General features: G+C 65.4%; 28 protein-coding genes and 1 other RNA gene. 8 read left to right on the top strand and 21 right to left on the bottom strand.

Annotation, left to right across the window (positions count from 1 at the left end):
• Nucleotides 1-14: 14 nt before the first annotated feature.
• The 5 genes from tolB to ybgC all read right to left on the bottom strand — a co-directional run bounded on the left by tolB (nt 15) and on the right by ybgC (nt 4,582).
• Nucleotides 15-1,259, bottom strand: coding sequence for a Tol-Pal system beta propeller repeat protein TolB (gene tolB, locus Sa4125_RS03855; RefSeq protein WP_224007515.1), 1,245 nt, complete (start codon nt 1,257-1,259; stop codon nt 15-17).
• A 159-nt stretch (nt 1,260-1,418) separates the two neighbouring features.
• Nucleotides 1,419-2,591, bottom strand: a complete 1,173-nt coding sequence (locus tag Sa4125_RS03850; RefSeq protein WP_224003839.1) for a hypothetical protein — start codon at nt 2,589-2,591, stop codon at nt 1,419-1,421.
• A 9-nt stretch (nt 2,592-2,600) separates the two neighbouring features.
• Complete coding sequence (tolR, locus tag Sa4125_RS03845) at nt 2,601-3,050, bottom strand: protein TolR (RefSeq protein WP_224003837.1); 450 nt, start codon at nt 3,048-3,050, stop codon at nt 2,601-2,603.
• Nucleotides 3,051-3,135: 85 nt separating this feature from the next.
• Complete coding sequence (gene tolQ / locus Sa4125_RS03840) at nt 3,136-3,843, bottom strand: protein TolQ (protein WP_224007512.1); 708 nt, start codon at nt 3,841-3,843, stop codon at nt 3,136-3,138.
• A gap of 289 nt (nt 3,844-4,132) precedes the next feature.
• A complete protein-coding gene (ybgC, locus tag Sa4125_RS03835; protein WP_224003835.1) occupies nt 4,133-4,582 on the bottom strand; it encodes a tol-pal system-associated acyl-CoA thioesterase in 450 nt (149 codons plus the stop codon).
• A gap of 129 nt (nt 4,583-4,711) precedes the next feature.
• Between ybgC and Sa4125_RS03830 the strand changes: the two genes are divergently transcribed.
• Nucleotides 4,712-6,883 (top strand): esterase-like activity of phytase family protein, encoded by a 2,172-nt coding sequence (locus Sa4125_RS03830; protein WP_224003827.1) that lies wholly within the window; start codon nt 4,712-4,714, stop codon nt 6,881-6,883.
• Between the two features lie 97 nt (nt 6,884-6,980).
• Here Sa4125_RS03830 and ruvB read toward each other — a convergent pair whose 3' ends face one another.
• The 7 genes from ruvB to ruvC form a co-directional block, all read right to left on the bottom strand.
• The gene (gene ruvB / locus Sa4125_RS03825; RefSeq protein WP_224003825.1) at nt 6,981-8,030 is read right to left on the bottom strand and encodes a Holliday junction branch migration DNA helicase RuvB; all 1,050 of its coding nucleotides are present in this window, start codon (nt 8,028-8,030) and stop codon (nt 6,981-6,983) included.
• 74 nt (nt 8,031-8,104) lie between these two features.
• On the bottom strand, nt 8,105-8,506 hold the full coding sequence (locus Sa4125_RS03820; RefSeq protein ID WP_224003823.1) for a type II toxin-antitoxin system VapC family toxin: 402 nt from the start codon (nt 8,504-8,506) through the stop codon (nt 8,105-8,107).
• Entirely contained in the window at nt 8,503-8,772 is a 270-nt protein-coding gene (locus tag Sa4125_RS03815) for an AbrB/MazE/SpoVT family DNA-binding domain-containing protein (protein WP_224003821.1), read from the bottom strand. Before Sa4125_RS03815 ends, Sa4125_RS03820 begins: the two co-directional genes overlap by 4 nt.
• A gap of 61 nt (nt 8,773-8,833) precedes the next feature.
• Entirely contained in the window at nt 8,834-9,457 is a 624-nt protein-coding gene (ruvA, locus tag Sa4125_RS03810; RefSeq protein WP_224003819.1) for a Holliday junction branch migration protein RuvA, read from the bottom strand.
• The gene (locus tag Sa4125_RS03805) at nt 9,454-9,867 is read right to left on the bottom strand and encodes a type II toxin-antitoxin system VapC family toxin (RefSeq protein ID WP_224003816.1); all 414 of its coding nucleotides are present in this window, start codon (nt 9,865-9,867) and stop codon (nt 9,454-9,456) included. The genes ruvA and Sa4125_RS03805 overlap by 4 nt, the downstream gene beginning before the upstream one ends.
• Nucleotides 9,868-9,871: 4 nt before the next feature.
• Nucleotides 9,872-10,111 carry an AbrB/MazE/SpoVT family DNA-binding domain-containing protein gene (locus Sa4125_RS03800; RefSeq protein ID WP_224003814.1) on the bottom strand — a complete coding sequence of 80 codons (240 nt, stop codon included), beginning with the start codon at nt 10,109-10,111 and terminating at the stop codon, nt 9,872-9,874.
• A 76-nt stretch (nt 10,112-10,187) separates the two neighbouring features.
• Complete coding sequence (ruvC, locus tag Sa4125_RS03795; protein ID WP_224003812.1) at nt 10,188-10,706, bottom strand: crossover junction endodeoxyribonuclease RuvC; 519 nt, start codon at nt 10,704-10,706, stop codon at nt 10,188-10,190.
• A 217-nt stretch (nt 10,707-10,923) separates the two neighbouring features.
• Between ruvC and Sa4125_RS03790 the strand changes: the two genes are divergently transcribed.
• A complete protein-coding gene (locus Sa4125_RS03790) occupies nt 10,924-11,508 on the top strand; it encodes a Uma2 family endonuclease (protein ID WP_224003810.1) in 585 nt (194 codons plus the stop codon).
• A gap of 58 nt (nt 11,509-11,566) precedes the next feature.
• On the opposite strand, the gene Sa4125_RS03785 is transcribed toward Sa4125_RS03790, so the two are convergent.
• Complete coding sequence (locus Sa4125_RS03785; RefSeq protein ID WP_224003808.1) at nt 11,567-12,316, bottom strand: YebC/PmpR family DNA-binding transcriptional regulator; 750 nt, start codon at nt 12,314-12,316, stop codon at nt 11,567-11,569.
• Between the two features lie 187 nt (nt 12,317-12,503).
• On the opposite strand from Sa4125_RS03785, the gene Sa4125_RS03780 reads away from it, so the two are divergent.
• The gene (locus Sa4125_RS03780) at nt 12,504-13,307 is read left to right on the top strand and encodes an MBL fold metallo-hydrolase (protein WP_224003806.1); all 804 of its coding nucleotides are present in this window, start codon (nt 12,504-12,506) and stop codon (nt 13,305-13,307) included.
• A 70-nt stretch (nt 13,308-13,377) separates the two neighbouring features.
• Here the strand turns inward: Sa4125_RS03780 and Sa4125_RS03775 are convergent, their stop codons facing one another.
• The 3 genes from Sa4125_RS03775 to Sa4125_RS03765 form a co-directional block, all read right to left on the bottom strand.
• Nucleotides 13,378-14,409: a TerC/Alx family metal homeostasis membrane protein gene (locus tag Sa4125_RS03775; RefSeq protein ID WP_224003804.1), complete on the bottom strand. Its 1,032-nt coding sequence runs from the start codon at nt 14,407-14,409 to the stop codon at nt 13,378-13,380.
• Between the two features lie 256 nt (nt 14,410-14,665).
• A complete protein-coding gene (locus tag Sa4125_RS03770; RefSeq protein WP_224003796.1) occupies nt 14,666-15,490 on the bottom strand; it encodes a YmdB family metallophosphoesterase in 825 nt (274 codons plus the stop codon).
• A complete protein-coding gene (locus tag Sa4125_RS03765) occupies nt 15,490-16,110 on the bottom strand; it encodes a glutathione S-transferase N-terminal domain-containing protein (RefSeq protein ID WP_224003794.1) in 621 nt (206 codons plus the stop codon). The genes Sa4125_RS03770 and Sa4125_RS03765 overlap by 1 nt, the downstream gene beginning before the upstream one ends.
• A 109-nt stretch (nt 16,111-16,219) precedes the next feature.
• Between Sa4125_RS03765 and Sa4125_RS03760 the strand changes: the two genes are divergently transcribed.
• Nucleotides 16,220-16,759: a CAP domain-containing protein gene (locus Sa4125_RS03760; protein ID WP_224003792.1), complete on the top strand. Its 540-nt coding sequence runs from the start codon at nt 16,220-16,222 to the stop codon at nt 16,757-16,759.
• A gap of 89 nt (nt 16,760-16,848) precedes the next feature.
• On the opposite strand, the gene Sa4125_RS03755 is transcribed toward Sa4125_RS03760, so the two are convergent.
• Both Sa4125_RS03755 and ssrS read right to left on the bottom strand, forming a co-directional pair.
• Nucleotides 16,849-17,439, bottom strand: a complete 591-nt coding sequence (locus tag Sa4125_RS03755; RefSeq protein ID WP_224003790.1) for a 5-formyltetrahydrofolate cyclo-ligase — start codon at nt 17,437-17,439, stop codon at nt 16,849-16,851.
• Nucleotides 17,440-17,502: 63 nt separating this feature from the next.
• Nucleotides 17,503-17,660: non-coding RNA, 6S RNA (ssrS, locus tag Sa4125_RS03750), on the bottom strand.
• 268 nt (nt 17,661-17,928) lie between these two features.
• Here ssrS and Sa4125_RS03745 point away from each other — a divergent pair.
• Together Sa4125_RS03745 and Sa4125_RS03740 are read left to right on the top strand one after the other, a co-directional pair.
• The gene (locus Sa4125_RS03745) at nt 17,929-18,855 is read left to right on the top strand and encodes an ABC transporter ATP-binding protein (protein ID WP_224003788.1); all 927 of its coding nucleotides are present in this window, start codon (nt 17,929-17,931) and stop codon (nt 18,853-18,855) included.
• On the top strand, nt 18,852-19,613 hold the full coding sequence (locus Sa4125_RS03740) for an ABC transporter permease (protein ID WP_224003786.1): 762 nt from the start codon (nt 18,852-18,854) through the stop codon (nt 19,611-19,613). The genes Sa4125_RS03745 and Sa4125_RS03740 overlap by 4 nt, the downstream gene beginning before the upstream one ends.
• 21 nt (nt 19,614-19,634) lie before the next feature.
• Here Sa4125_RS03740 and Sa4125_RS03735 read toward each other — a convergent pair whose 3' ends face one another.
• Together Sa4125_RS03735 and Sa4125_RS03730 are read right to left on the bottom strand one after the other, a co-directional pair.
• The gene (locus Sa4125_RS03735; protein WP_224003784.1) at nt 19,635-19,997 is read right to left on the bottom strand and encodes a cell division protein ZapA; all 363 of its coding nucleotides are present in this window, start codon (nt 19,995-19,997) and stop codon (nt 19,635-19,637) included.
• Between the two features lie 3 nt (nt 19,998-20,000).
• On the bottom strand, nt 20,001-20,285 hold the full coding sequence (locus Sa4125_RS03730) for a DUF4164 domain-containing protein (RefSeq protein WP_224003782.1): 285 nt from the start codon (nt 20,283-20,285) through the stop codon (nt 20,001-20,003).
• A 389-nt stretch (nt 20,286-20,674) separates the two neighbouring features.
• Between Sa4125_RS03730 and gap the strand changes: the two genes are divergently transcribed.
• Both gap and Sa4125_RS03720 read left to right on the top strand, forming a co-directional pair.
• The gene (gene gap, locus Sa4125_RS03725; RefSeq protein ID WP_224003780.1) at nt 20,675-21,691 is read left to right on the top strand and encodes a type I glyceraldehyde-3-phosphate dehydrogenase; all 1,017 of its coding nucleotides are present in this window, start codon (nt 20,675-20,677) and stop codon (nt 21,689-21,691) included.
• A gap of 220 nt (nt 21,692-21,911) precedes the next feature.
• Nucleotides 21,912-23,876 (top strand): potassium/proton antiporter, encoded by a 1,965-nt coding sequence (locus Sa4125_RS03720; protein ID WP_224003778.1) that lies wholly within the window; start codon nt 21,912-21,914, stop codon nt 23,874-23,876.
• On the opposite strand, the gene Sa4125_RS03715 is transcribed toward Sa4125_RS03720, so the two are convergent.
• Nucleotides 23,855-24,865: a ligase-associated DNA damage response exonuclease gene (locus Sa4125_RS03715; protein WP_224007509.1), complete on the bottom strand. Its 1,011-nt coding sequence runs from the start codon at nt 24,863-24,865 to the stop codon at nt 23,855-23,857. The genes Sa4125_RS03720 and Sa4125_RS03715 overlap by 22 nt on opposite strands.
• Nucleotides 24,866-25,142: the final 277 nt, after the last annotated feature.

Genomic DNA, 25,142 nt, shown 5'->3' with positions numbered 1-25,142 from the left:
CCAGATCCCTGCGGCTACTCGCGCGAGGGCGACCAGGCAGGGTCGGACGCGTATCCGGGCGTCGTCACCTTCTGCTCGTTGCGGCCGGTGAGGTCGATCGAATAGAGCTGCGGTCCGGTGCCGCCCTGTGGATCACGGAAGAACATCAGCACCCGCCCGTTCGGCGCCCATGTCGGGCCCTCGTTGTGAAAGCCGGAGGTGAGAATGCGCTCGCCCGAGCCATCCGGGCGCATGACGCCGATCTGGAACTGGCCGCCGGTCTGCTTGGTGAAGGCGATGAGGTCGCCGCGCGGCGACCAGACGGGGGTCGAGTAGGAGCCGTCGCCGAAGGAGACGCGCTGCTGGCCCCCGCCGTCGGCGCCCATGATGTAGAGCTGCGGCCGGCCGCCGCGATCGCTTTCGAACACGATGCGGGCGCCGTCGGGCGAGAAGGACGGCGAGGTATCGATGGCCGTGGTCGAGGTCAGCCGGGTCGTGGCGCGCGACCGCAGGTCCATGGCGTAGAGATTGGCGTTGCCGTCCTGCTGCAGGCTCATCACCACCTTCTGCCCGTCCGGCGAGAAGCGCGGCGCGAACGTCATGCCGGGAAAGTTGCCGACGACCTCGCGCTGGCCGGTCTCGAGCTGCAGGAGATAGACCCGCGGCTCCGACTTGCCGAAGGACATGTAGGTGATTTCCTGGCGGCTCGGCGAAAAGCGCGGGGTCAGGACGAGGTCGCTGCCGTCGGAGAGGTAGTTCACGTTGGCGCCGTCCTGGTCCATGATCGCCAGACGCTTGACGCGCTGCGTCTTCGGTCCGCTTTCCGAGACGAAGACGACGCGCGTGTCGAAATAGCCCTTCTCGCCCGTCAGCCGCTCGTAGATCGCGTCGGCGATGATGTGCGCGACGCGGCGCCAGTTGTCGGGCGTCGTGTAGAACTGCTGGCCGTCGAGCTGCGTGCCGGCGAAGGTGTCCCAGAGCCGGAACTCGACGCGCAGGCGGCCGTCGGCCTCCGGCGTGACCTTGCCGGTGACGATCGCCTGGGCGTTGATGACGGTCCAGTCGGCAAAGCGCGGCGCGACGTCGGGGCCCAGATCCTTCTGGATGAAGGCGGCGGGGTCGATCGGGGCAAACAGGCCGGACCGCTTCAGGTCGGCATTGACGACCTGCATGATCTGCGCGCCGACCTGACCCTTGGCCTGGAACTGGTTGATGGCGATCGGCAGGGGATCGACGTTGCCGCTGGTGATGTCGATGTTGATCGCCGCCTGGGCCGGCATCAACGTGCCGCCGATCAGGAGTGCGATGGCGGCCAGCGCCGCCTTGAAGTCAAATTTCATGTCGGGACCTTCGTTGCATTCGGGACGCTGGCGGCGTGGCGGGCCTTGCCCGAGCCGCTCCGGCCGTCCGTGGCTCGCCGCGGCGATGGATCGGAAAAATCAGTACATGGCGCTGGGGTCGAAATTGAGGGTCGTGTCCTCCCAGCCCCCGGCATACATCTCCGCCGGAAGGTTGAAGGGCGCGCAACGCCTGATGGCGCGCACCGCAGCCTCCGCCGCGATGCGGGCGGCGCCCGAGCCACCGCCGCCGGCGACGATGTCCGGCGCGCCGACGATGGCGCCCGAGGGATCGAACTGGATGCGGATCGAGACCTTCATCTCGTCGCCTTCGGTGCCGCCGCCCGGCACCGAATAGCAACGCCGCATCTGCTCGTTGAGAAGCCCCTGGATCTCGCCGAGCTGGCTGCGCGACAGTTTCGTGCCCGTCGTCCGCTCGCTGCCGAGCGAAGCCTGCTGGTTGGACCGTTTGGCGCCGCCACCGGCGGCCTTCTGCTTGTTGATCGCGGCAGCCGCCATCGCCTCGAAATCGGACGGCGCGTCGGAATCGCTGTCGGCCGCCGCGTCGGCGTCGCGCGCCTTGGAAGGCTTGGCCGGAGCGGGTTTCTCCGCGGCCGGCTTGGCGTCGGCGGCCTTCGCCTCGGCGACCTTGACGGGCGCCGGCGGCTTCGGCTTCGCCTGCGGCACCGGAACATGCGCGGGGGCCGGATCTGGCTTCGGCTCCGGATCGGGCTTCGGCTCGTCGTCCTTGGCGGCGGCGATCATCTCGGCCAGCGGGTCGATCTCGGGCGTGGTTTCCGTCGGTGTCTCGGTCTTGACCGGAACCGGCTCAGGCGTCGGCGCCGGTGGCGGCGTTTCGGCAACCTTCGGCGGCTCGGGCGTCGGCTCCGGCGGCGGCGGCGTCTCGGCGACCTTCGGCGCCTCGACCGGCTTGACCTCGGGCCGTGCTGCCGGCTTCGGCGCGCCGGTCTGCGGCGTCTGGTTGTTCGTCTTGTCGGGGGTCGGCGGCGTCTTCAGATCCGCCTCGTTGTCGCCGACGTTTTCCGCCGGCATGGGCAAGGTCTCGGGCCGCTGCGTCGGGGTCGGGGCCGGCGCGTCGGAAATCGGCGCGGTCTTTTCGCCTTTCACGCCCTCGAAGGCGTTCGACATGACGATCTCGACCGGCAGCGCCTCGGCATAGGTCGCGTCGAGAGACGGCGGAGACGACGACGACCACAGCCCCAGGGTAAGGGCTGCGACGTGCAGGACAGCGGAGGTGGCGACACCGGACTTCATCTCAGCCGATCAGCTCGTCGTCTCTTGATCGGTCACGAGACCGATATTGGTGAAGCCTGCGAGCGAGATGCGCGACATCACCTGCATGACCGTGCCGTAGTCGACGGCGCGGTCGGCGCGCACGAAGATGCGCTCCTCGTAGCCGGCCTTGGCGATTTCGGTGAGCTTGGAGACCAGTTCCTCGATCGGATAGGTCTCTTCCTGGATGTAGATCTGCCCATCCGACTTCACCGCGACGGTGATCGGCGTCTTCTCGGCGTTGAGCGCCTTGGCCTGTGTCTTCGGAAGTTCGAGCGGAACGCCGACCGTCAGAAGCGGCGCGGCGACCATGAAGATGATGAGCAGCACCAGCATGACGTCGACCATCGGCGTCACGTTGATCTCGCTCATCAGTGCCCGCTTACGGCTCCTGCGCCGGCGCGAACCGCCCGATGCCGCTCCGCCTGTGGACATGCCCATATCGATCGGCTCCTGAGTTCCGAAGCGGCAGTGCTCCGGTCGGTTTCTGCGGCGCCGGAACGCGGCGTCGTCGTGCGTGTTCGGCTCAGCGGGTCGTGGTGCGCTCGTCGATCTGGCGCGACAGAATGGCGGAGAACTCGTCGGCAAAGGCCTCGAGCCGCATGCCGAGCTTGCCGGCATCGGCAGACAGCTTGTTGTAGGCGATGACCGCGGGGATGGCGGCCACGAGGCCGATCGCCGTGGCGAGCAGCGCCTCGGCGATACCCGGCGCGACGACGGCAAGGTTCGTCTGCTTGGAGGCGGCGATCGCCTGGAACGACGTCATGATGCCGACCACCGTACCGAACAAGCCGATGAAGGGCGCGGCCGAGCCGATGGTGGCGAGGAAGCCGAGGCGCGATTCCAGCCCGTCCATCTCGCGGGCCAGCGTCACATCGAGCGCCTTTTCGATGCGGGTGTGCAGGCCGATCGGCGAGCGGGCCCCCTTCTCGAAGGATTTTTTCCATTCCCGCATCGCGGCGACGAAGAGCGCGCCCATGCCCGTCGTCTTCTTCTCGGAGAGCGTGTGATAGAGCTCCTCGAGCGACTGGCCGGACCAGAAATTGTTTTCGAAGGTGTTCAGCTGCCGGCGGAAACTTCCAAAGCGCATCGACTTGTCGATGATGATCGCCCAGGTCCAGACGGACGCGCCAAGCAGGCCCAGCATGACAGCCTTGACGATGAAGCCGGCCTGCCAGAAAAGATGCCAGAGCGAGACCGTCGCTTCGGGTGCCGCAAGAGCGCTCTGGGCGATCTCGTTCATTTGCTAGACCCTCGAAATCTCAAAGCCCGGTTGCCGGGCAGGCTGTTCGCACACGCAACAGGGAAATGCTCGATCATCCCCGTCGGGGCGATCGAACCGCCTTCGCGCTCTTAATGCTCTGTGCTGCCGATGACCCGACCGTTCTACACAATTTGAATCAAGCGAAAGAATGGCATGCGTCACCGGCAGTCCCGGGCCCCTGCATTCAAACAGCATTAACCTTAAGCAATCGTTGACGTGAATGCTGCACTGCCGTTGCGGGAGTGGCGGACCTGGCGATTCAGGGAGAGGCGGCGGGACGGGCGAGGATCGCCGAGACGGCTTCCGGCATCCGGCGCGGGCGACCATCCGGCGAGATCACGGCGACCTTCACCTTCGCCTCGATCAGGACGTCGTCGCCGCGAAGGATGCGCTGGGTGAGGATGATCCGGGCGCCGCCGAGAAGCTCGGTGCGGGTCTCGACGCGAAGCACGTCGTCGATCCGGGCCGGGCGCAGGAACTCGATCGACATCTGGCGCACGGCGAAGGCCATCGGCTCGCCGTAGGCACCCTCCGCCAGGGCGCGATGCCCGATCCCCTTCAGGCGGAGGAAATCGGTGCGACCGCGCTCGAGGAAGTGCAGATAGCGGGCGTGATAGACGACACCGGAGAAGTCCGTGTCCTCGAAATAGACCCGCACGTCGAGACAGTGGCCGTCATCGGTGAGCCAGCCGGAAAGTTCGGTGTTCATGGCGTTCCGGTAAGGCATCGAAGCGGCGTTGTCATCGTCTGGAGCCCGCGGATGCGGCGATCGGGGCTGTCATCCCCGTGTAACAGTCAGCTGTTTAGGAAGGCTCCCCAATCCTTTTCGAGAGCTCCGATGATCGCCAAGACCGCCTCGCTCGCTGCCCTGCTGCTCGCATCGACCGCGCTGGCCGCGTCCGCCGCGCCGATGTTCAACCGCGTGGCCTCCTTTGCGGTCGCCGAGAACATTCCGGCCGACAAGGACCAGAAGTCGACGTCGTCATCTGAGATCATCACCGCGACGCCGGACGGCATGACGCTCATCTACAGCGACAGCCCGCTCGGCGGCATCGGTTTCGTCGACATCGCCGACCCGAAAGCCCCCAAGGCCGGTGGCTTCCTCTCGCTCGACGGCGAGCCGACCTCGGTAACGGTCGTCGGGACAAAGGCGCTCGTCGGCGTCAACACTTCCCAGTCCAAGACGGAGCCTTCCGGGAAGCTCGCCATCGTCGACATCGCGACGAAGACCGTGGAGGCCACCTGTGATCTCGGCGGCCAGCCCGATTCCGTCGCCGCCTCGAAGGAGGGCACGCTTGTCGCCGTCGCCATCGAGAACGAGCGTGACGAGGATCTCAACGATGGCGCGATCCCGCAGCTGCCCGCCGGCGATGTCGTTATTTTCGACCTGAAGGATGGCGTCGCCGATTGCGGCAGCCTGAAGCGCGTGGACGTCACCAAACTTTCCGACGTCGCGCCGACCGATCCAGAGCCGGAATTCATTGCCTTCAACGACCGGAACGAAATCGTTCTGTCGCTGCAGGAGAACAACGCCTTCGTCGTGATCGACGGCAACACCGCGAAAGTCACCGGCCACTTCTCCGCCGGCTCCGTCGACCTCGACAAGATCGACACGGTCTCCGACGGCAAGTTCGATTTCACCGGCAGCCAGAAGGGTCGGCTTCGCGAGCCCGACGCCGCCAAGTGGCTCGACGACAACCGCTTCGTCGCCGCGAACGAAGGCGACTACGAGGGCGGCTCGCGCTCCTTCACCATCTGGAACAAGGATGGCACCGTGCTCTACGAGAGCGGCGCGTCGCTCGAAAAGGCGGCCGTCATGGCCGGCCACTATCCGGACAAGCGCTCGCGGGCCAAGGGCATCGAGCCGGAGGGCCTGGAAGTCGGCAAGTTCGGCGAGGATACGCTGATCTTCGTCCTCGCCGAGCGAGCTTCGCTGGTCGCCGTCTACAAGGATACCGGCGCCGAGCCCGAACTCCTGCAACTGCTGCCGTCGGGCGTCTCGCCGGAAGGCGGGATCGCGATCCCCTCGCGCAACCTCTTCGTCAGCGCCAACGAGGCGGACCTTGGCGAGGACGGCGGCGCGCGCTCGCATGTCATGATCTACGAGAGGTCGGAAGGGCCGGCGGCCTATCCGCAGATCGTCTCGACCGAAGTCGATGGCCAGCCGATCGGCTGGGGCGCCCTTTCCGGCCTTGCCGCCGACCCCGAGACGGCCGGCACGCTCTACGCCGTCAGCGACAGCTTCTATCGCTCGCAGCCGGCGATCTTCACCATCGACGCGACGAAGCGGCCGGCCGAGATCACCAAGGCGCTTCCCGTCACCCGCGACGGTACCGCGGCGCAGAAGCTCGACATCGAGGGCATCACGCCCGATGGCGACGGCGGTTTCTGGCTGGCATCGGAGGGCGACGCCGCCAAGCTGACGCCGCATGCGCTCTACCGTGTGAACGCCAAGGGCGAGATCAAGGAAGAGATCGCCTTCCCGGCCGAGCTTCTGGCCGGCGAGACGCGTTTCGGCGCGGAAGGCATCGCCAAGATCGGCGACGTGCTCTGGGTCGCCATGCAGCGCGAATGGAAGGACGACCCGAAGGGGACGGCCAAGCTCCTCTCCTACGACATCAAGGCCAAGGAATGGGGCGCCGTTCGCTATCCCCTGGAGCAGACCGAAAGCGGCTGGGTCGGCCTGTCCGAGATCACCGTACAGGGTGACAACATCATCCTCGTCGAGCGCGACAACCTCATCGGCGCGGCGGCGAAGCTGAAGAAGCTCTACCGCGTCGCGGTTTCCGAGCTGCAGCCGGCCAAGCTCGGCGGCGACCTGCCGACCGTGAAGAAGGAAGAGGTGCGCGACCTCATGCCGGACCTCAAGAAGAACGGCGGCTACGTCGTCGACAAGGTCGAGGGCTTTGCCATCGACAAGGACGGCACGGGCTATGTCGTCACCGACAATGACGGCGTCGACGACTCCTCGGGCGAGACCATGTTCTTCGCCATCGGCAAGGTCGAGTAGCCGGATTTCTCAAGCCCCTCAGCCTCCGTCGCCACCATCATCAGCGCCCGGCCGAAAGGTCGGGCGTCTTGCGTCGGTGTCCCGCTCGCCCCGCCTGTCAGTCGACGTCCGGCGCATCCTCGAACAGGGTCGCCTGCGCCCCCTGCCAGCCCTGAGGCACGGCCAGGCCGATATGGCGGAAGGCGCGGGCGGTCAGCACCCGGCCGCGCGGCGTGCGCTGCAGAAAACCCTGCTGCAGGAGATAGGGCTCGACGATGTCCTCGATCGCGTCGCGCGGCTCCGAAAGGGCCGCCGCGATGGTCTCGATGCCGACCGGCCCACCGCCGAAGTTCAGGGAGATCAGGTCGAGATAGCGCCGGTCGAGCTGGTCGAGGCCGAGGCTGTCGACCTCGAGCCGCGTCAGCGCCTCGTCGGCAATTTTACGGTCGACGAGCGTGACGGAAGCGACATCGGCAAAGTCGCGCACCCGCCGCAGAAGCCGTCCGGCGATGCGTGGGGTCCCCCGGGATCTGCGGGCGATCTCGCGGCCGCCGTCCTCCGACAGCGGCAGGCCCATGATGCGCGCGCCGCGCCGGACGATCAGCTCCAGTTCCTCGACGGTGTAGAAATTCAGCCGGACCGGAATGCCGAACCGATCGCGCAGCGGCGTCGTCAAAAGGCCGACGCGGGTGGTGGCGGCGACGAGCGTGAACTTGGCGAGGTCGATCTTCACCGAGCGCGCCGCCGGCCCCTCGCCGATGATCAGGTCGAGCTGGAAATCCTCCATGGCGGGATAGAGGATCTCCTCGACGGCCGGGTTCAGCCGGTGGATCTCGTCGATGAAGAGGACGTCGCGGTCTTCCAGATTGGTGAGGAGCGCCGCGAGATCGCCGGCCTTGGCGATGACCGGTCCGGAGGTCGAGCGGAAATTGACGCCGAGTTCCTTGGCCATGATCTGCGCCAGCGTCGTTTTGCCGAGACCGGGCGGGCCGACGAAGAGGACGTGGTCCAGCGCCTCGCCGCGCCCCTTGGCCGCCTCGATGAACACCTTCAGATTGGCGCGCGCCGCCGCCTGCCCGACGAAATCGTCGAGCCGCTGCGGGCGCAGCGTCGTGTCGAGATCCTCGCCGCGGGCATCGGGGTCGAGAAGGCGGGTTGCCTCGTTCAAGAAGATGCCTCGCAGAGGTTCGGGCTCGTGGGGGCGTTGATCATTCGGTATCCGCGTCTGTTCAATGAAATTGTTCACTCCAGGAGCGACATCTGAGCCAGCCTGCGGCTAACCTCGCGATCGAATGTCACTGTCCGATCGCATCCTGCCGCTTCGTTGCCCAAAGCGATCAGGGCGTCTGAAAAACCGGCTCCTGCTTTCGCTTTTTCCACGGCGTCGAGGACAAGAGCCACCCTCTCGATCCGGACGTCGGGTCGCCGGCAGAGCTCGCCGACAACAGTCAGAATATCGGAAACCGCGTATCCGTAGCGTGAACGAAGCGTCCATACGAGCTCAACGAGAGCGATCCAACTCACTTGGACCGGAAATTGAGGAGACCGTGACTGGAAGAACTCCCGCGCGGTCGCCGCCTGGGCACCGTCGTCATCGACGAGCAGGCGCAGAAGAACATTGGTGTCGACGCCCGTCGGCGTCATGGGTCCCCGCCCCCATCCAAAACGTGACGAGCCGTGGCGGCGGCGATGACATCGTCGATCTCCTCGACCTCTAGACCTCTGCCTTTCGGAGGTCTTCCAAGGGTTCCGGCCATGTCGGAAATCCGCTCGTTGCGAGCGATGACCGAGGCACGACCATCGACCACCTTCCACTCAATCAGAGATCCCTCCGCCAAGCCGAGCTGATCGCGCACTGTCTTTGGAATGGTCGTCTGACCTTTGGAAGTCACGGTCCCCAGAATTGCCATCGCGACACCCCAAATTCCTTACCTGTTCCAAAGTAAGGAATAGCACAACTCGCAGCTGCCGTCATGCTCGGCTCAGTTCCCTCAGTCCCAGCCGGATCAGCGTCGCTGAGCTCGGCTCTTCGCCCGCCCCCTTCAGGGCAGCCGAGACGGCTGTCGCCGCCTGTTCGCGGGAATAGCCGAGATTGGTGAGGGCAGAGACGGCGTCGGTGATCGCCGCCGGAGCAAGGCCGTCGCCGAGATTTCGCTTCAGACCCATCGACGGCGCGTCCAGAGCTCCGGCGAAAGCCGGCGCCTTGTCCTTCAGTTCGATGACGATGCGCGCCGCGACCTTCGGCCCGACCCCCGGCGCTCGCGAAACCATGGCCTTGTCCTGGAGGGCGATGGCGCTCGCCAGTTCGCCGGTCGACAGGGTGCCGAGGATCGCCAGCGCCACCTTGGAGCCGACGCCTTGGACGTTCTGCAGGAGTCGGAACCAGGCGCGTTCGATCTCCGAGGCAAAGCCGTAGAGCCGCAGCATGTCCTCGCGGACATAGGTCTCGATGAACAGGGTCACCGCCTCGCCCGGCCCCGGCAGGCTGCCGAGGGTGCGCGCGCCGCAATGGGCGACGTAGCCGACGCCGTGCACGTCAATGACGACGTGATCCTCGCCGATCTCGTCGACCGTGCCCTTCAGTTTGCCGATCAAGGCTGCGTCTCCGGCGAGATAAGTTCGAGGTCGGGAAAATAGGCGCGGTAGCGGGAGGGGTTGCGTGTGAGCATCCGGTACCCCCGATACATAGCATGAGCACCGATACAGAAATCGGGAAGCGAAGACCGCTTTTCTCCCCCCTGCCGATGATACGCGACGAAGGCCCGTGCAGCATCAAAAGCCGCAGCCCACGGCAGTGCGTCCAGATCAAAGACGCGCGCATCAAGGACGGCATCGACGGCCTCAACCGACGTGTAGCCGATCGAAAACTCGGCATAGACAATCGGATTGATCACCAGTGGACCCGACCGCCGCGCAGCAGCCACAGCTTTGCGGGACCATGCGTTCCAATGCTGGCTCTCCCCGTAGAGATCGATCAGTATATTGGTGTCACACAGTGTTGCCATCGGCTCAGTCTCTCAGCCAATGGAAGACGTCATCGGCCTGCAGACCGTCAAAGCTAAAGCTGCCGGTGTACCGGTCTATGTGGCGCATCAAAACCGCATCGGGGATTTCAGCAGCGTCAGTATTGGCCTCAACCAAGATCTCGCCGTTACGCAGGACGAACTCGACCTCGCTTCCCGGACCGATCCCGAGCTTGTCGCGCATGGGTTTGGGGATGGTCACCTGGCCGTTTTCCGTCACGCGCACAGACGCCGCACCTTGCCTGGAGAGGTAATACCTTGTCGGTATTACTTACGTCGCCGTCAAGAACAAGTCAAGAACATCAGCGCGCTTCGAAGGCCGCCCGGGCGGCCGCGGACTGGCGATGGTGGGTGTGGCAGATGGCGATGGCGAGCGCATCGGCGGCGTCTTCCGTGTCGAAGGTCGCCCGCGGCATCAGGACCTTCACCATCATGTGGATCTGCTTCTTGTCGCCGTGGCCGACGCCGATCACCGCCTTCTTCACCGCGTTCGGCGCATATTCGGCGACCGGCAGGCCGGCGAGCGCGGGAACGACCATGGCGATGCCGCGGGCCTGGCCGAGTTTCAGCGTCGCCACCGCGTCCTTGTTGACGAAGGTCTGTTCGACGGCGGCCTCGTCCGGCCGGTAGGTGGCCATCACCGCCTGGAGCCCGTCGTAGAGTTGCCGCAGGCGCGTGGCGAGATCGAATTTCGCGTCCGAGGTCACGGTGCCGGCCGCGACAAAACTCAGCGAATTGCCGATGCTTTCGACGACACCCCAGCCGGTGCGACGGAGGCCAGGATCGATGCCCAGAATACGAATTGTCGGTCGCTGTAACACTTTGTTAACCCTCGCTTCTCTTCGAATCAGTCGAGAGCATGAAGACAGAGAGTGAACGAATTGGAACATAATGCCAACAGGGAGGCGAGCAGGCTGCAATGGGCGATGCGGCGATGAATGCGGCCCTGGTGTGCGTGTCCGTGGCGGGACGAACATCCTGCTTTGCGTTTGCCCGCGTTCCTCCTATGATATGGCGATTCTCGTCGCGAGGCACGGAATGAGCCGAGCAAAAACGGTGCAGCGAATGACCGCCGACGAGTTTCTCGTCTGGCAGCTCGATCAGGACTGCAATTACGAGCTCGTCGACGGCGTGCCCGTGCTGACGCCGAAGGCGATGACGGGAGCGTCGCGTCGGCACGACACGATCACCGTGAACATCCTGACTTCCCTGCGAAACCAGTTGCGCGGCAGCCCCTGTCGGCCGCACACCGACGACATCGCCATCCGCAATCCGAACGGCAATGTCCGCCGCCCTGATATTCTCGTCGACTGCCGCTCGGAACCGGACCGGTCGATGGAAGTCAGTGAACCGCGGGTCCTCGTCGAGGTGCTGTCGCCGTCGACCATGCGCTTCGACCGATTCCAGAAGGTCGAGGAATATAAAGCGCATTCGGCGGTCGCCGTGGTGCTTCTCGTCGACAGCGAGGCGCCCCGCGTCATCGTCTGGCGTCGCGGCGTCCGGAACGTTTGGGCGTCGCTGGTCGTGGAAGAGCTGGGAGCGAGCATTTCGCTGCCCGAGATCGGCGCGACGCTGACGTTGGCCGACATCTACGATGATGCCGGACTGCCGACCGAGGCGTAAACAGGATGCCCCGGCCGGTCAGCCGTGACGAAGCTGGCCGACAATCGGCGGCGACCGATCAGGCGGCCGAGAGCTTCGCCATGACGGCGTCGTCGACTTCGAAATTGGCATAGACGCTCTGCACGTCGTCGTCGTCTTCGAGATTGGCGATGAGGCGCATGACGCTCTCGGCCTTTTCCTCGTCGACAGGCACGCCATTCTGCGGACGCCAGATGATCTTGACGCTTTCGCTGGGTCCCAGTGCCGTCTCGAGCGCGCTCGACACTTCGCCAAGGCTTTCGAAGGTCGTGACGATGGTGTGGCCGTCCTCGTCGGAGACGACGTCGTCGGCCCCCGCCTCGATGGCCGCTTCCATGACGCTGTCGGCATCGCCAGCCTTCGGCGCAAAGACGATCTCGCCGACCTTGTCGAACATGAACGAGACCGAGCCGGTTGCGCCAAGGGCGCCGCCGGACTTGGTGAAATAGGAGCGGACGTTGGAGGCGGTGCGGTTGCGGTTGTCGGTCAGCGCCTCGACGATGACGGCGACGCCGCCCGGCCCAAAGCCTTCGTAGCGGACCTCGTCATAGTTCTCCGCATCGGCGCCCGATCCCTTCTTGATCGTCCGCTCGATATTGTCCTTGGGCATGGACTGGGCCTTGGCGTTGTTCACCGCCAGGCGAAGCCGGGAGTTCATGTCGGGATCGGGAAGTCCCGCCTTGGCGGCCACGACGATCTCACGCGCCAGCTTGGAGAACAGCTTGGACTTGATGCCATCCTGCCGCCCCTTGCGGTGCATGATGTTCTTGAACTGTGAATGGCCGGCCATGGGGCACCTGTCTTGCGAATGTCGTTTCGTCGCGGACATATAAAAAATTGCGCACCAAAGGTCCAGAACGCTTCTCCCGCCCCGCGCAATACCGCGCAAAAGCCAAACCTTCGGATGACGCGATTATGATCTGCCGACGCGGCGATCGGGCATAGGCTGAGATGCCCTCACCGCCATGGAGCCGCCCATGATCGCCCATCGCATCGCTGCCATTCTCGCCTTCACCGTCGGCCTGGTTCCGGCGGCGCTGGCGCAGAGCGTTCCCAGCTCATGCCACGCCATTGCCGATGCCCTGCCGAAGGCCATGTTTGCGTCCTTCTCCGGCCCGGTCCGCCTTGCCGCTTTCGGCCGCGACGAGGTCAAGATCACCTATGCCCACCATTCGACCTACGTCATCGAGAGTCCGGCCGGGGTGACGATTGCCACCGACTATTCCGGTTATGCCGGACCGATCGTGCCGCGCGTGGTCACGATGAACAACGCCCACTCGACGCATTATACGAATTTTCCGGACCCGGGCATCGAGACGGTGCTGCGCGGCTGGAACCCGGACGGTGGACCTGCCCGCCACCAGGTCACGGTGGACGACGCCTATATCCGCAACGTTCCGACTGACACGCGCGGCTACGGGGGCGACGTGCCCGACGGCAACTCCATCTTCGTGTTCGAGATCGCCGGGCTCTGCATCGGCCATCTCGGCCATCTGCATCATCTGCTGACGGATGGGGATTTTGCCGAACTCGGTCGTCTCGACATCGTCATGGTGCCGGTGGACGGATCCTGGACGCTCAGCCAGGAAGGCATGGCTGAAACGGTCGCCCGGCTGCAGTCGCGCATCGTCCTGCCCATGCACCGCTTCGCCGGTCCGATCGAACGGTTTCTTCAGCGCTTGCCGGACTTCGCGGTGGAGCGAAGGACCGAGCGCAGCCTGACCGTTTCGATGCGCAGCCTTCCCGATCGCCCGACGATCATCGTCCTCGACGGCGTTTGAGACTGCCCTACCCGTGGGCGAAAGAGCCGGCTTGCGCCGGCTCTTCAGCGTCATGCGGCGATGGCGATCGTCATAGACCCTTGCGGGCCTGCGAACGGCTCTTCAGCAGGCTCGCCACCGTCGTCACGACCAGGATGCCGACGATGACGGACAACGAGAAGCTTGTCTCGATGTGCGGCAGACCTTCAATGCCCTGCCCCCCGTTGAGGAAGGGCAGCGTGTTGGCTTCCATCGCATGGATGATGAGCTTGATGCCGATGAAGGCCAGGATCAGCGACAGGCCGATGCCGAGATAGACAAGCCTGTCGAGCAGGCCACCCAGCAGGAAGTATAGCTGCAGCAGGCCGAGCAGGGCGAAGGCGTTGGCGGTGAAGACGATGTAGGGCGCATCGGTGAGGCCATAAATGGCGGGGATGGAGTCCAGCGCAAACAGCAGATCCGTCATGCCCAGCGCGAGGATCACGATGAACATCGGTGTGAAGAAGCGCTTTCCGTTCAGGACGACGGTCAGTGCATTGCCGTGAAACTCGGGCACGGTCGGGATGTGGCGCTGGACGTATTTGACGATCGCGTTCGGCTCATACGCCTCATCAGTCGATTTGGCGCCATGCTTCAGGCTTTCGGATGCCAGCTTCCAGGCGGTCCAGATGAGGAAGATGCCGAAGATGTAGAAGACCCAGGAAAACTGCTCGATCGCTGCCGCGCCAAGCGCGATAAAGATGCCGCGCATGACAAGAGCGATGACGATGCCGATCAAAAGCGCCTTCTGCTGGAAGGCAGCGGGCACGGCAAAGCTCTTCATGATGATGACGAAGACGAAGAGATTGTCGACCGATAGCGATTTTTCGGTGATGAACCCCGCGAAGTACTCGATGCCGTGCTGGCGATCCCAGTAGATCCAGAGGCCCCAGCCGAAAAGCAGGGCGATGGTGACATAGAATGTCGACCAAAGTGCCGCTTCCTTGAACGTCGGCTCGTGCGGCTTGCGCACATGGGTCAGGAAGTCGAACACGAACAACGCGCCAATGGCGGCGATGGTGGCAAGCCAGATCCAGGTTGGCACCGTGTCCGGCGCTATGCCTGTGAGTGCGGTTTGCGCCACCGCATTCGATACCGGTTGCTCCAAGACTTCCTCCTTCGCTCCCGATCATGTGATGCGAGCGTTCACTAAAATAACAGCGCACAGCGCAGATGACAGCGAAGCCGTCTCAAGGGAGTTGTCTACAGGAAGCGGTACGCGCTGCCGGTGGATAACGCTCTTTCGACGCCTCGACGCCGACCCCGTCGCGGCAGCCGGCTGTCGACAGATGGCGACGGACAGCGGAAACACAATGCAGTCACCGCCAGAAAGCGCGAATTTATCGCCAGAAGTCGGGAACCGTCTCCTCCAGCCGCGGACCGATGCGCAAGGGCGCCACTTTCTCGGCCAGCCCCGTGCGGTCGGAGATCTCGACGCCAAGCCCGGCAATGGTCGCCGGCCCCTGCGCGGCGTCGAAGCGCCCGGAGGCGATCTTGGTGAGAAACCGGTTCAGCGGCTCCTCCTTCTCCATGCCGAGCGACGAGTCGTAGTCGCCGCACATGCCGGCATCCGACTGGTAGGCGGTGCCGCCGGGCAGGATCTGATGGTCGGCCGTCGGCACATGCGTGTGCGTGCCGACGACAAGGCTCGCGCGACCGTCGAGGAAATGCGCAAAGCACTGCTTCTCGCTCGTCGCCTCGGCGTGGAAGTCGAAGATGACCGCGTCCGCCTGTTCGCCGAGCGGGCAGGCCGCGACGATGTCGCCGGCGCAGCGGAAGGGATCGTCGAGGTCGGGGTTCATGAACACCCGTCCCATGACGTTGGCCACGAGCACGCGCGCGCCGCTGCGTGCCTCGAAAAGGCCCGAGCCGTTGCCCGGCGCACCCTTGGGGTAATTGGCGGGCCGGAGGAAACGGTCGTGGCGGGTGGAAAACTCCAGCGCCTCGCGCTGGTCCCAGACGTGGTTTCCGGTGGTCATGACATCGGCGCCGGCCCGGCGGGTCTCCTCGAAAATCTCCTCGGTGACGCCAAAGCCGCCCGCGGCGTTCTCGCCGTTGACGACGACGAAGTCGAGCTTCAGGTCCGAAATCAGGCCGGGCAGCTGCTTGAACACCGCGGTGCGGCCGGAACGGCCGACCATGTCGCCGAGAAACAGGAAACGCATCAGCCGAGCGCCTTTTTGGCGGCGGCCAGTTTTTCCAGCGCCGCGATGACCTGCGGACGGGCACCGATCCGTCCGATCCAGGCGGCGAGTGCCGGGAACTCTTCCTCGGCGCCGAGCTCGGCCAGACCCGTCTTCGCCCAGGAAAAGTTCATGACGTCGGCAATCGAATAGTCGCCGGCGAGAAAGTCGCGCCCTTCGAGCCTTCCGTCGAGAACGCCGAGCAGGCGGCGCGTCTCGTTGCGATAGCGCTCGATGGCGTAGGGCAGCGCCTCGGGCGCGGCGCTCTTGAAATGATGCCACTGGCTGATCATCGGCCCCGTCCCGCCAGCCTGAAAGAACATCCAGGCAAAGGTTTCGGTCCGGTCCGTGCCGGTGGCCGGAAGGAGCTTGCCGGTCTTCTCCGCCAGATGGACGAGGATGGCGCCGGATTCGAAGACGCGTTGACCCTCATCGGTGATGGCGGGAATACGACCGTTCGGATTGATGGCCAGGAATTCCGGCAGCTTCTGAGCGCCCGCCCCGATGTCGACAAGATGCAGGGTGTAGGGAAGACCGACTTCCTCCAGCATGATGATGGGCTTTTCGCCATTCGGCGTCGTCCAGGTGTAGAGGTCGATCATGTCGGGCTTTCGCAAGTGGCGGATGAGCCCGACATAGCGCGGATGACGCCAAAATCGCGAAGGATTTCCGCCGCAGTGCGGCGAGGATCGCTCGCAACAGGAAAATCCCATGCCTCTCCAGAAGTCTTCTTCCTCGCAATGCCTGAAAATCGCGGGGCGGATGTTGGCTTTCGGCGTCTGTCTCGCCGGGCTCGGCGCCTGCGCCAGCATCGCTCCCAACACGGCGACGACGGCCGTCTCCTTCGATCAGGAGAGCGCCCTTGCCGCCGTGAACAGTTTTCGCCGTCAGCACGGGCTGCAGCCGCTGGCGATCGATCCGGTGCTGACGCAAGTCGCCGGGGATCAGTCGGCGGCCATGGCCGCGCGCGACAGGATGGATCACGGCGTCGCCGGTGCGCTGTCCCGGCGTATGAAGCGGGCCGGCTATGCCTGGTCGACGACGGCGGAGAACATCGGCCACAGCTATCCGACCTATGCCGCGGCGGAGGCCGGCTGGGAGCGCTCGCCCGGTCACCGCGCCAATCTCCTCAATCCCGCCGTCACCGAGGTCGGTTTCGGCGCCGCGCGGCATCGGAAGATCGGCCGGAACTACTGGACGCAGATCTTCGCGGCACCGAAGCAGGCGACGCGAACGGTGATCCTTCGATAGGGGCCAACTGGCTTCCACCATCGAGTGTTTGCAGAGTGCCCCGAAGCGGCGGTCGCACCGCCTGGAAGGGCTTGGCCGCAGCCCCGAGGCTATGCCGCGGCTGCCTTGCCGAAGTCGCAGATCCCCTGTTCCGTGGCGACCATGTCGAGGCGCCTGTCATGGGGCTGGGCCGGAACCGCCTCGATCTCCTGGACGGCAAAGGCGATGCCGCAGAGCGTCGGATCGATTCCCTTGTCCCGCAAGGCGCCGATGGCGCGGTCGTAATAGCCGCGGCCATAGCCGATGCGGTGGCCCTTGCGGTCGAAGGCGGCCAAGGGCACCAGCATGATCGCCGGATCCATCACCGCGGCGCCCGCACCCGGCGCATAGGTGCCGAACCCCTGCGGCTCGAGCGGCGCGCCGCGGACGAGGTGGCGGAACTGCAGCCGGCCCTCGACGATGGCGGGCACGCACAGCCGGGCGCCGCGGTCGGCGAGCGCCATCATCAGGGGACGCGGATCGACTTCCGAACGGATGGGGAGGAAGCCCGAGACGACGGTGCCGGGATCGAAGGTCAGCCTCGCGGCGACGCTCTCGGCGATCGCGAACGAGGCCTCGATGCGCGCCTCCTCGTCCATGGCGTCGCGCCGGGCCAGGGCCTTTGCGCGCAGCGTTGCCTTCAGCGCCGCAACATCGTCCATATCTCGCGCCCTTCCCGCCGTTTCCGGAGGATGTCTTAGGTCGTTCTTGAAAAAAGGGGAAGTTGGCGAGCCACCTCGGCCGATGAGATGATCGATCCCGGGAACCTACAATGTAGGTGGGCGCCATATATTCCAGCCCACGGGCCGGAACAGGGACAGCTCCCTAAGGGATGCGTAAGGCCCCGGGGAAATGTTACCCCTGTCGGACCGCGCAGCTCGCCGAGGCCAGACATAGGCTCCTTGCCGGTGCTTCGCTAGTGCGCATCCCGCAATTTCGAATTCCGCGGAATTCAAGCCGACGCACCCCTTGCAGAACCACTGCCGCGCCCGACCTAAGCGGCGCGCCCGGGATATTTGTACCGCTCGGTCGCGTTTGGTCGGACGGCATGCTAGACGGCGCGTCCGACGCCTTTTCGAGTGACTGAGTTGCCCGGCAGGCAGGCACGCCCGACTGCCACGCCCGACCGCCAAGACCGACTGGAGTGACCCATGACGCCGATCATCACCGTCTCGAAACTCGGCAAGACCTACGGCACGGGCTTCCAGGCCCTGAAGAGCATCGACCTCGAAATCCGGCGTGGCGAGATCTTTGCGCTGCTCGGGCCGAACGGGGCCGGCAAGACGACGCTGATCTCGATCATCTGCGGCATCGTCAATCCGTCGACCGGCACGGTCGTCGCCGACGGCCACGACATCATCCGCGATTTCCGCGCGGCGCGCGCGACCATCGGTCTCGTGCCGCAGGAACTGACGACCGATGCCTTCGAGACGGTGTTCGCCACGGTCTCCTTCAGCCGCGGCCTCTTCGGCAAGCCGGCAAACCCGGCCTATATCGAGAAGGTGCTGAAGCAGTTGTCCCTCTGGGACAAGAAGGACTCCAAGATCATGACGCTGTCGGGCGGCATGAAGCGGCGCGTCCTCATCGCCAAGGCACTCAGCCACGAGCCGCGCATCCTCTTCCTCGACGAGCCGACCGCCGGTGTCGACGTGCAGCTGCGCCAGGAGATGTGGGAGGTCGTGCGGCAGCTGCGCGACGACGGCGTCACCATCATCCTCACCACCCACTACATCGACGAGGCCGAGGAGATGGCCGACCGCATCGGCGTCATCTCCAAGGGCGAGATCATCCTGGTCGAGGAGAAGGCCGAGCTGATGGCCAAGCTCGGCCGCAAGCAGCTGACGCTCACTCTCGCCGAGCCGATCGAGATCATTCCCGAGGCGCTGGCGCCCTTCGCGCTGACGCTCGGGACCGGCGGCCGGGAACTGACCTACACCTACGACACGCGCGGCGAGCGCACCGGCATCACCGCGCTGCTGCGCGCCCTTGCCGAGGCCGGCATCGTCTTCAGGGATCTCCAGACCAAGCAGAGTTCGCTGGAAGAGATCTTCGTCAGCCTGGTGGGAGAAAAGGCATGAATTTCCACGCGATCAAGGCGATCTACCGCTTCGAGATGGCGCGCGCCTGGCGCACCGTCTTCCAGAGCATCGTCGCGCCCGTCATCTCGACATCGCTGTATTTCGTCGTCTTCGGCGCGGCGATCGGCGGGCGGATGGCCGAGATCGACGGCGTCAGCTACGGCGCCTTCATCGTACCCGGGCTGATGATGCTGTCGATCCTGACGCAGAGCGTCTCCAACGCCTCCTTCGGCATCTATTTCCCACGCTTCTCCGGGACCATCTACGAGGTCCTCTCGGCGCCGATCTCGGCGATGGAGATCACGCTCGCCTATGTCGGCGCGGCCGCGACGAAGTCGATCATCCTTGGCCTCATCATCCTCGCCACCGCGACGCTGTTCGTGCCGCTGCGGATCGAGCATCCCTTCTTCATGCTGCTCTTCCTGGTGCTGACGGCAACGACCTTCAGCCTGTTCGGCTTCATCATCGGCATCTGGGCCGACGGCTTCGAGAAGCTGCAGATCATCCCGCTCCTGATCATCACGCCGCTGACCTTCCTGGGCGGCAGCTTCTACTCGATCGCGATGCTGCCGCCCTTCTGGCAGAAGGTGACGCTGTTCAATCCGGTGGTCTATCTGATCTCCGGCTTCCGCTGGAGCTTCTACGGCACGTCCGACGTGCCCATCGGCATCAGCCTCGGCATGACGGTGGTCTTCATGGCGATCTGCCTGGCAGCGATCTGGTGGATCTTCCGCACCGGCTACCGGCTGAAGACCTGAAGGCCGCCGACGGGGGCGGCGCTAGCCGCGCCCATCGATCTTGCCGGCGACGGTCTCGATCGCCGCGGCGACCTCGTTCATGTGTGAGACGAAACGCCGCTCGTCCGCCGCGACGCGGCGCAATGCCTCGTCGCGGTCTCTCCGAGCCGCGGCGATCTCGGCCTCCAAGGTCGCGACCTTGCGGCGCTGCTCGGACAATTCGTCCGTCGCCATGATGGCGGCCATGACGACGAGACGCTGGTCGCCGATCTCGCCAAAACTCTTGCGCAATTCGTTGACCCGGCCGTCGACCTCGGCGGCGAGGCTGGCGAGGTGGTCCTCCTCGCCCTCCGCGCAGGCCATGCGAAAGGTCTTGCCGTCGATCGTCACCACCACCTGCGGCATGGTTCAGCCTTCCTGCCGGCGTTCGAGCACGGTTCGGATCGTTTCCATCGCACCGACGAGACGACGGGAGACCTCGCGATTGGCGTGCTCGAGCCGCTCGGACCTCGCCAGCGCCGAATCGAGCTCGCCGGCCAGCCTGCCGCGGTCGGCGGTCATGCGCTGCACTTCCTCTTCAGCCGAGCGCACGATGCTCTCGCGCTCCAGCTGGCCGTCGATGGCCCTGCCGAGACGTTCGAGCGCCTGCTGAAGGCGAAGGGACACCGCATCGAGCGGATGATCTGCAGGCATGATCGGGCATTCTCCTGGGTTCGCGGCCCAGTCTAAGCAAAGCTCGCAAGTCCGGAGAGTCCTGCGGCATTCGCCGCCCTGTTGCAACCGTCAAAGCGAGACGGCGCCGACGGCACCGTGGATACCGGCATTCCTGCCGTCACGCCCGCAGCAACCGCCACGGGGACCTCGGCAGGAATGATCACATCGACGTGATGAGATTGACGGCTTCGCCCTCTTAAACACCCTCCGCCGGCTTTACCTCCGGGGGAAAACCGGTAAGAACACGGGCGTCGTCACGCAGATCTTGCACCGCAGGCTCTCGGTCCGGTCGGTCCGCGCTGTAGAGCCGGGATGGCCCGGACGACCCGTGATTCATGGTGGGCCGGATCCCTCAGGAGGTACCAGGAATGGCAGTTCGCGTCGCTATCAACGGGTTTGGCCGCATTGGCCGCAACGTGCTTCGTGCGATCATCGAGTCGGGGCGCACCGACATCGAGGTCGTCGGCATCAACGATCTCGGCCCGGTCGAGACCAACGCCCATCTTATCCGCTTCGATTCCGTCCACGGCCGCTTCCCCGGCACGGTCATCGTCGACGGCAACACGATCGACGTCGGCCGCGGGCCGATCCGCGTCACCGCCGAGCGCGACCCGAAGAACCTGCCCTGGGCCGAGCTCGGCGTCGACATCGCCATGGAATGCACCGGCATCTTCACCGATGCTTCGAAGGCCGCCGCCCATCTCGAGGCCGGCGCCAAAAAGGTACTGATCTCCGGCCCCTTGAGCGGCACGCCCGGCACCGAGAAGACCATCGTCTACGGCGTCAACCACGACACGCTCACCGCCGACGACAAGATCGTCTCCAACGCCTCCTGCACGACGAACTGCCTCGCCCCGGTCGCCAAGGTGCTGCATGACGGCATCGGCATCGACAAGGGCTTCATGACGACGATCCATTCCTACACCGGCGACCAGCCGACGCTCGACACCATGCACAAGGATCTCTACCGCGGCCGGGCGGCCGCGCTGTCGATGATCCCGACCTCGACCGGCGCCGCCAAGGCCGTCGCGCTCGTCCTGCCGGAGCTGAAAGGCCGTCTCGACGGCGTGGCGATCCGCGTTCCGACGCCCAATGTTTCGGTCGTCGACTTCAAGTTCGTGCCGAAGCGCGCGACCACGGTCGAGGAAGTGCAGGAACTGATCCGCAGCGCCGCGAACGGCGCGATGAAGGGCATCCTCGGCTTTACCGATGCGCCCAACGTCTCCCACGACTTCAACCACGACCCGCATTCCTCGATCTTCCACATGGATCAGACCAAGGTCATGGACGGCACCTTCGTGCGCATCCTGTCCTGGTACGACAACGAATGGGGCTTCTCCAACCGCATGTCGGACACCGCGGTCGCCATGGCCAAGGTCGGCTGACGAGGGCACGGCCTCCTGCCCTTCGGAAAACCGACTGCGCCCGGGCCCTTCCCGGGCGTTTTCGATTCGGCGCCGGCGTGGCGTCCCCGCCTGCCCGCGCCAACCACCCAACCGTCGCCTCGTGCCTTGCTTAGGGCACAGCGAATTGCTGCAGTGACGTGTCGGAGCCTGCCGCGACAGGTTCGTCCTTCCCCTCCCGCCGAAGCAGGATGCCTCGCCGATGCACGAATCCATGTATCTCGCCATTCTCATCGGAACGGTGCTGGTGCTGGTCGCTGCGTTTTCGAGCCTTCTGGCCCTGCGGTTCGGCGCACCGCTCCTTCTTCTCTTCCTGTCGATCGGCCTCTTTGCCGGCGTCGACGGCCTCGGCCTCGACTTCGACAATGCACCCCTGGCCTATTTCATCGGGTCGATCGCCCTGGCGGTCATCCTGTTCGATTCCGGCTTCGGCACGTCGCTCGCCTCGTTCCGGCAGGCGGCCCTTCCCGCGCTGACGCTGGCGACCCTCGGCGTGCCGATCACGGCCGTGCTGTTCGGCACCGCCGCCTGGTATCTCCTCGACATCACCTGGCTGCAGGGCGTGCTGCTCGGCTCCATCGTCGGCTCGACGGATGCGGCGGCGGTGTTCTTCCTTCTGCGCATCGGCGGCATCAATATCCGCGACCGCGTGCGCTCGACGCTGGAGGTCGAGTCGGGATCGAACGATCCCATGGCCATCTTCATGACCATCGCGCTCGTCGAGATCATCGCGGCCGGCGGCGAAGTCGGCGACATCGGCTTCGGCGTGCTCGGCCTGTTCGTCAAGCAGATGGGCCTTGGCCTCGTCTTCGGCCTTGCCGGCGGCTGGATGATCCGCTTTCTCGTCAACCGGCTGAAGCTCGAGCGCGGGCTGACGCCGATCTTCACGCTGGCGTTGTCGCTGCTGGTCTTTTCCGTCACCGGCGCAATCGACGGCTCGGGTTTTCTCGCCGTTTACGTCGCCGGCCTCTATGCCGGCAACAGCCGCATCCGCTCGCACGCCTCGCTGAAGCAGTTCCAGGACGGAATGACCTGGCTCGCCCAGATCATCATGTTCCTGGTGCTCGGCCTCTTGGCGACGCCCTCGCAGTTCGGCGAGATCGCGTTGCCGGCGCTCGGGCTTGCGGCCTTCCTGATCTTCATCGCGCGCCCGGCGGCGGTCTGGCTGTCGATGCTGCCCTTCGACTTCAATCCCCGCGAAACCGCCTTCATCTCCTGGGTCGGCCTGCGCGGCGCGGTGTCGATCCTGCTCGCCATCCTGCCGCTGCTCGGCGGCATCGACGGCAACCACATGCTCTTCAACGTCGCCTTCATCATCGTGCTCGCATCGCTGATGGTGCAGGGCTGGACCATCGGCTTCCTCGCCAACAAGCTCGGGCTGATCGTGCCGAAGCGTATCGGGCCGGTGGAGAAGGTCGAGCTGGAACTGCCGGGCACGGCACATCACGAGCTCCTGTCCTACCGCGTCGTCGCCGACAGCCCGGTGGCGCGTGGCGAGCGGGTGCCGCGCTGGGCAAGGCCCGCACTGGTGATCCGCGACGGCAAGTCGATGCGCTACCAGTATGCAGGTCCCCTGCGGGCCGGCGACTACGTCTACCTCTTCATCGCGCCGCGCTATCCCCGGCTGCTCGATCGCCTCTTCGCCAGCACCGTACCCTTCGCACCGGACGACGCGGAATTCTTCGGCGAATTCACCATCGACCCGTCGAAGCCGGCCAAATTCCTCGACGCGGCCTATGGCATCGGCCTCGGCGAGGAGATCGGCGATGCCACCGTCGGCGATCTGATGACGTCGCGCCTCGGCGGTCGGGCGGAATATGGCGACAGGGTAGCGATGGGGCCGGTCGAACTGATCGTCCGCGACACCGACGACGACGGGACGATCACGAGCGCCGGCCTGTCGCTGGAGCCCGACGGCGGGCGCGCGGGCATTCCGCTGTTTCTCAACATTCGCGACATCGTCAAGCTGTCCCGCGCCTTCATGGCAAGGCGGCGGTTGCGACGCGAGGACCGACTGGAAAAGCGCGAGGACCGGGCCGAGGCGCGCAACGGACTTTTTGGAACGTCGGGCAGCGATGACCTCGCCGCGCCGCTGATGGACCCGGCCGATTCAGACGGCGCCAGCGTCCCGGATGCCAAGATTCCTCAGTCGCCTTCGTCCTCGTAGCCGACGAGGTGCAGCGGCCGCGCGGGCAGGCCGCGCAGGGCGCACCAGCGCACCAGCGCCTCCTCGCGGCCATGCGTGACCCAGACCTCGGACGGGCCGAGCTCGGCGATGGTGTCGGTCAGCTCGTCCCAGTCGCCATGGTCGGAGATGATCAGCGGCAGCTCGACGCCGCGCTGGCGGGCGCGCTGGCGCACCTGCATCCAGCCGGAGGCGAAGCAGGCGACGGGGTCGGGAAAGCGCCGCGCCCATTTGTCGGCGAAGGCCGAGGGCGTCCCGACGATCACCGCGCCGGCGAAAACGCCCTTGTCGCCGCCCTCGACCGTTGCCGGCCTGAGATCGCCGAGGTCGATGCCTTGCGTCTGGTAGTAGTCACAGAGCTTCTTCAGGGCGCCGTGGATGTAGATCGGCCGGTCGTAGCCCTCGTCGCGCAAAAGCTTGATGACGCGTTGCGCCTTCCCCAGCGCATAGGCGCCGACAAGATGGGCACGCTCGGGAAACTGCTCGGTCGAGCGGATCAGCCGGATGATCTCCGCCTGTCCCGTGGGGTGGCGGAAGACCGGCAGGCCAAAGGTCGCCTCGGTGATGAAGACGTCGCAGGGCACGGGCTCGAAGCCGGCGCAGGTCGGGTCGAAGCTGCGCTTGTAGTCGCCCGAGGCGACGATCTTCAGCCCGTCCTTCTCCACCGCGATCTGCGCCGAGCCGAGCACATGGCCCGCCGGATGGAAGGAGACGGTGACGCCGGCAATATCGAGACGTTCCCCGATGACCGCGACCTGCCGCGTCTGGCAAAACTCCTCGCCGTAGCGGATGGCCATGATGTCCAGCGTCTCGGCCGTCGCCAGCACCGCCGTATTGCCGGGGCGGGCATGGTCGGCATGGCCGTGGGTGATCAGCGCCCGCGCCACCGGGCGCACGGGATCGATGTGGAAATCGCCGGGCGGACAGTAGAGGCCTTCGGGCGTCGGGCGGAGGAGATCTTCAGGGCGCAGCATCGGCAGGGACATAGGTGCGGGACGGCGCAGGACCACACCGCTTCGTCCAGCACCGGGTCATTGGGTCCGGGCGTCTGAGCCTTTGGGCCTCAAGGAACGAAAGCCGACCGGAGAGCCCGGATCGACAAACGCTGCCGGCGACTGCGGCTTCGATGCGCCGCCCGAGGAAAAGAACGGCATGGCCGTCCTCCGGGTCGCGGCGGCGGCACGGCGATGGAAGCCGCCCGTCCGTCAAGATCTTTTGGCAGCGAACGATATCGTCGACTGATTATCG

Source organism: Aureimonas sp. SA4125 (assembly GCF_019973775.1).
Taxonomy (GTDB): Bacteria; Pseudomonadota; Alphaproteobacteria; order Rhizobiales; family Rhizobiaceae; genus Plantimonas.
The sequence above is the reverse complement of the archived record's forward strand: the minus strand, read 5'-3'. Positions and strand labels throughout refer to the sequence as shown.

Bases quoted from the DNA above. Each gene is read 5' to 3' on its own strand.
- tolB (WP_224007515.1), bottom strand. From the start codon at position 1,259: ATGCCGGCCCAGGCGGCGATCAACATCGACATCACCAGCGGCAACGTC.
- Sa4125_RS03850 (WP_224003839.1), bottom strand. From the start codon at position 2,591: ATGAAGTCCGGTGTCGCCACCTCCGCTGTCCTGCACGTCGCAGCCCTT.
- tolR (WP_224003837.1), bottom strand. From the start codon at position 3,050: ATGGGCATGTCCACAGGCGGAGCGGCATCGGGCGGTTCGCGCCGGCGC.
- ybgC (WP_224003835.1), bottom strand. From the start codon at position 4,582: ATGAACACCGAACTTTCCGGCTGGCTCACCGATGACGGCCACTGTCTC.
- Sa4125_RS03830 (WP_224003827.1), top strand. From the start codon at position 4,712: ATGATCGCCAAGACCGCCTCGCTCGCTGCCCTGCTGCTCGCATCGACC.
- Sa4125_RS03820 (WP_224003823.1), bottom strand. From the start codon at position 8,506: ATGACGCCGACGGGCGTCGACACCAATGTTCTTCTGCGCCTGCTCGTC.
- Sa4125_RS03815 (WP_224003821.1), bottom strand. From the start codon at position 8,772: ATGGCAATTCTGGGGACCGTGACTTCCAAAGGTCAGACGACCATTCCA.
- Sa4125_RS03805 (WP_224003816.1), bottom strand. From the start codon at position 9,867: ATGGCAACACTGTGTGACACCAATATACTGATCGATCTCTACGGGGAG.
- Sa4125_RS03790 (WP_224003810.1), top strand. From the start codon at position 10,924: ATGAGCCGAGCAAAAACGGTGCAGCGAATGACCGCCGACGAGTTTCTC.
- Sa4125_RS03785 (WP_224003808.1), bottom strand. From the start codon at position 12,316: ATGGCCGGCCATTCACAGTTCAAGAACATCATGCACCGCAAGGGGCGG.
- Sa4125_RS03780 (WP_224003806.1), top strand. From the start codon at position 12,504: ATGATCGCCCATCGCATCGCTGCCATTCTCGCCTTCACCGTCGGCCTG.
- Sa4125_RS03770 (WP_224003796.1), bottom strand. From the start codon at position 15,490: ATGCGTTTCCTGTTTCTCGGCGACATGGTCGGCCGTTCCGGCCGCACC.
- Sa4125_RS03765 (WP_224003794.1), bottom strand. From the start codon at position 16,110: ATGATCGACCTCTACACCTGGACGACGCCGAATGGCGAAAAGCCCATC.
- Sa4125_RS03760 (WP_224003792.1), top strand. From the start codon at position 16,220: ATGCCTCTCCAGAAGTCTTCTTCCTCGCAATGCCTGAAAATCGCGGGG.
- Sa4125_RS03755 (WP_224003790.1), bottom strand. From the start codon at position 17,439: ATGGACGATGTTGCGGCGCTGAAGGCAACGCTGCGCGCAAAGGCCCTG.
- Sa4125_RS03745 (WP_224003788.1), top strand. From the start codon at position 17,929: ATGACGCCGATCATCACCGTCTCGAAACTCGGCAAGACCTACGGCACG.
- Sa4125_RS03740 (WP_224003786.1), top strand. From the start codon at position 18,852: ATGAATTTCCACGCGATCAAGGCGATCTACCGCTTCGAGATGGCGCGC.
- Sa4125_RS03735 (WP_224003784.1), bottom strand. From the start codon at position 19,997: ATGCCGCAGGTGGTGGTGACGATCGACGGCAAGACCTTTCGCATGGCC.
- Sa4125_RS03730 (WP_224003782.1), bottom strand. From the start codon at position 20,285: ATGCCTGCAGATCATCCGCTCGATGCGGTGTCCCTTCGCCTTCAGCAG.
- gap (WP_224003780.1), top strand. From the start codon at position 20,675: ATGGCAGTTCGCGTCGCTATCAACGGGTTTGGCCGCATTGGCCGCAAC.
- Sa4125_RS03720 (WP_224003778.1), top strand. From the start codon at position 21,912: ATGCACGAATCCATGTATCTCGCCATTCTCATCGGAACGGTGCTGGTG.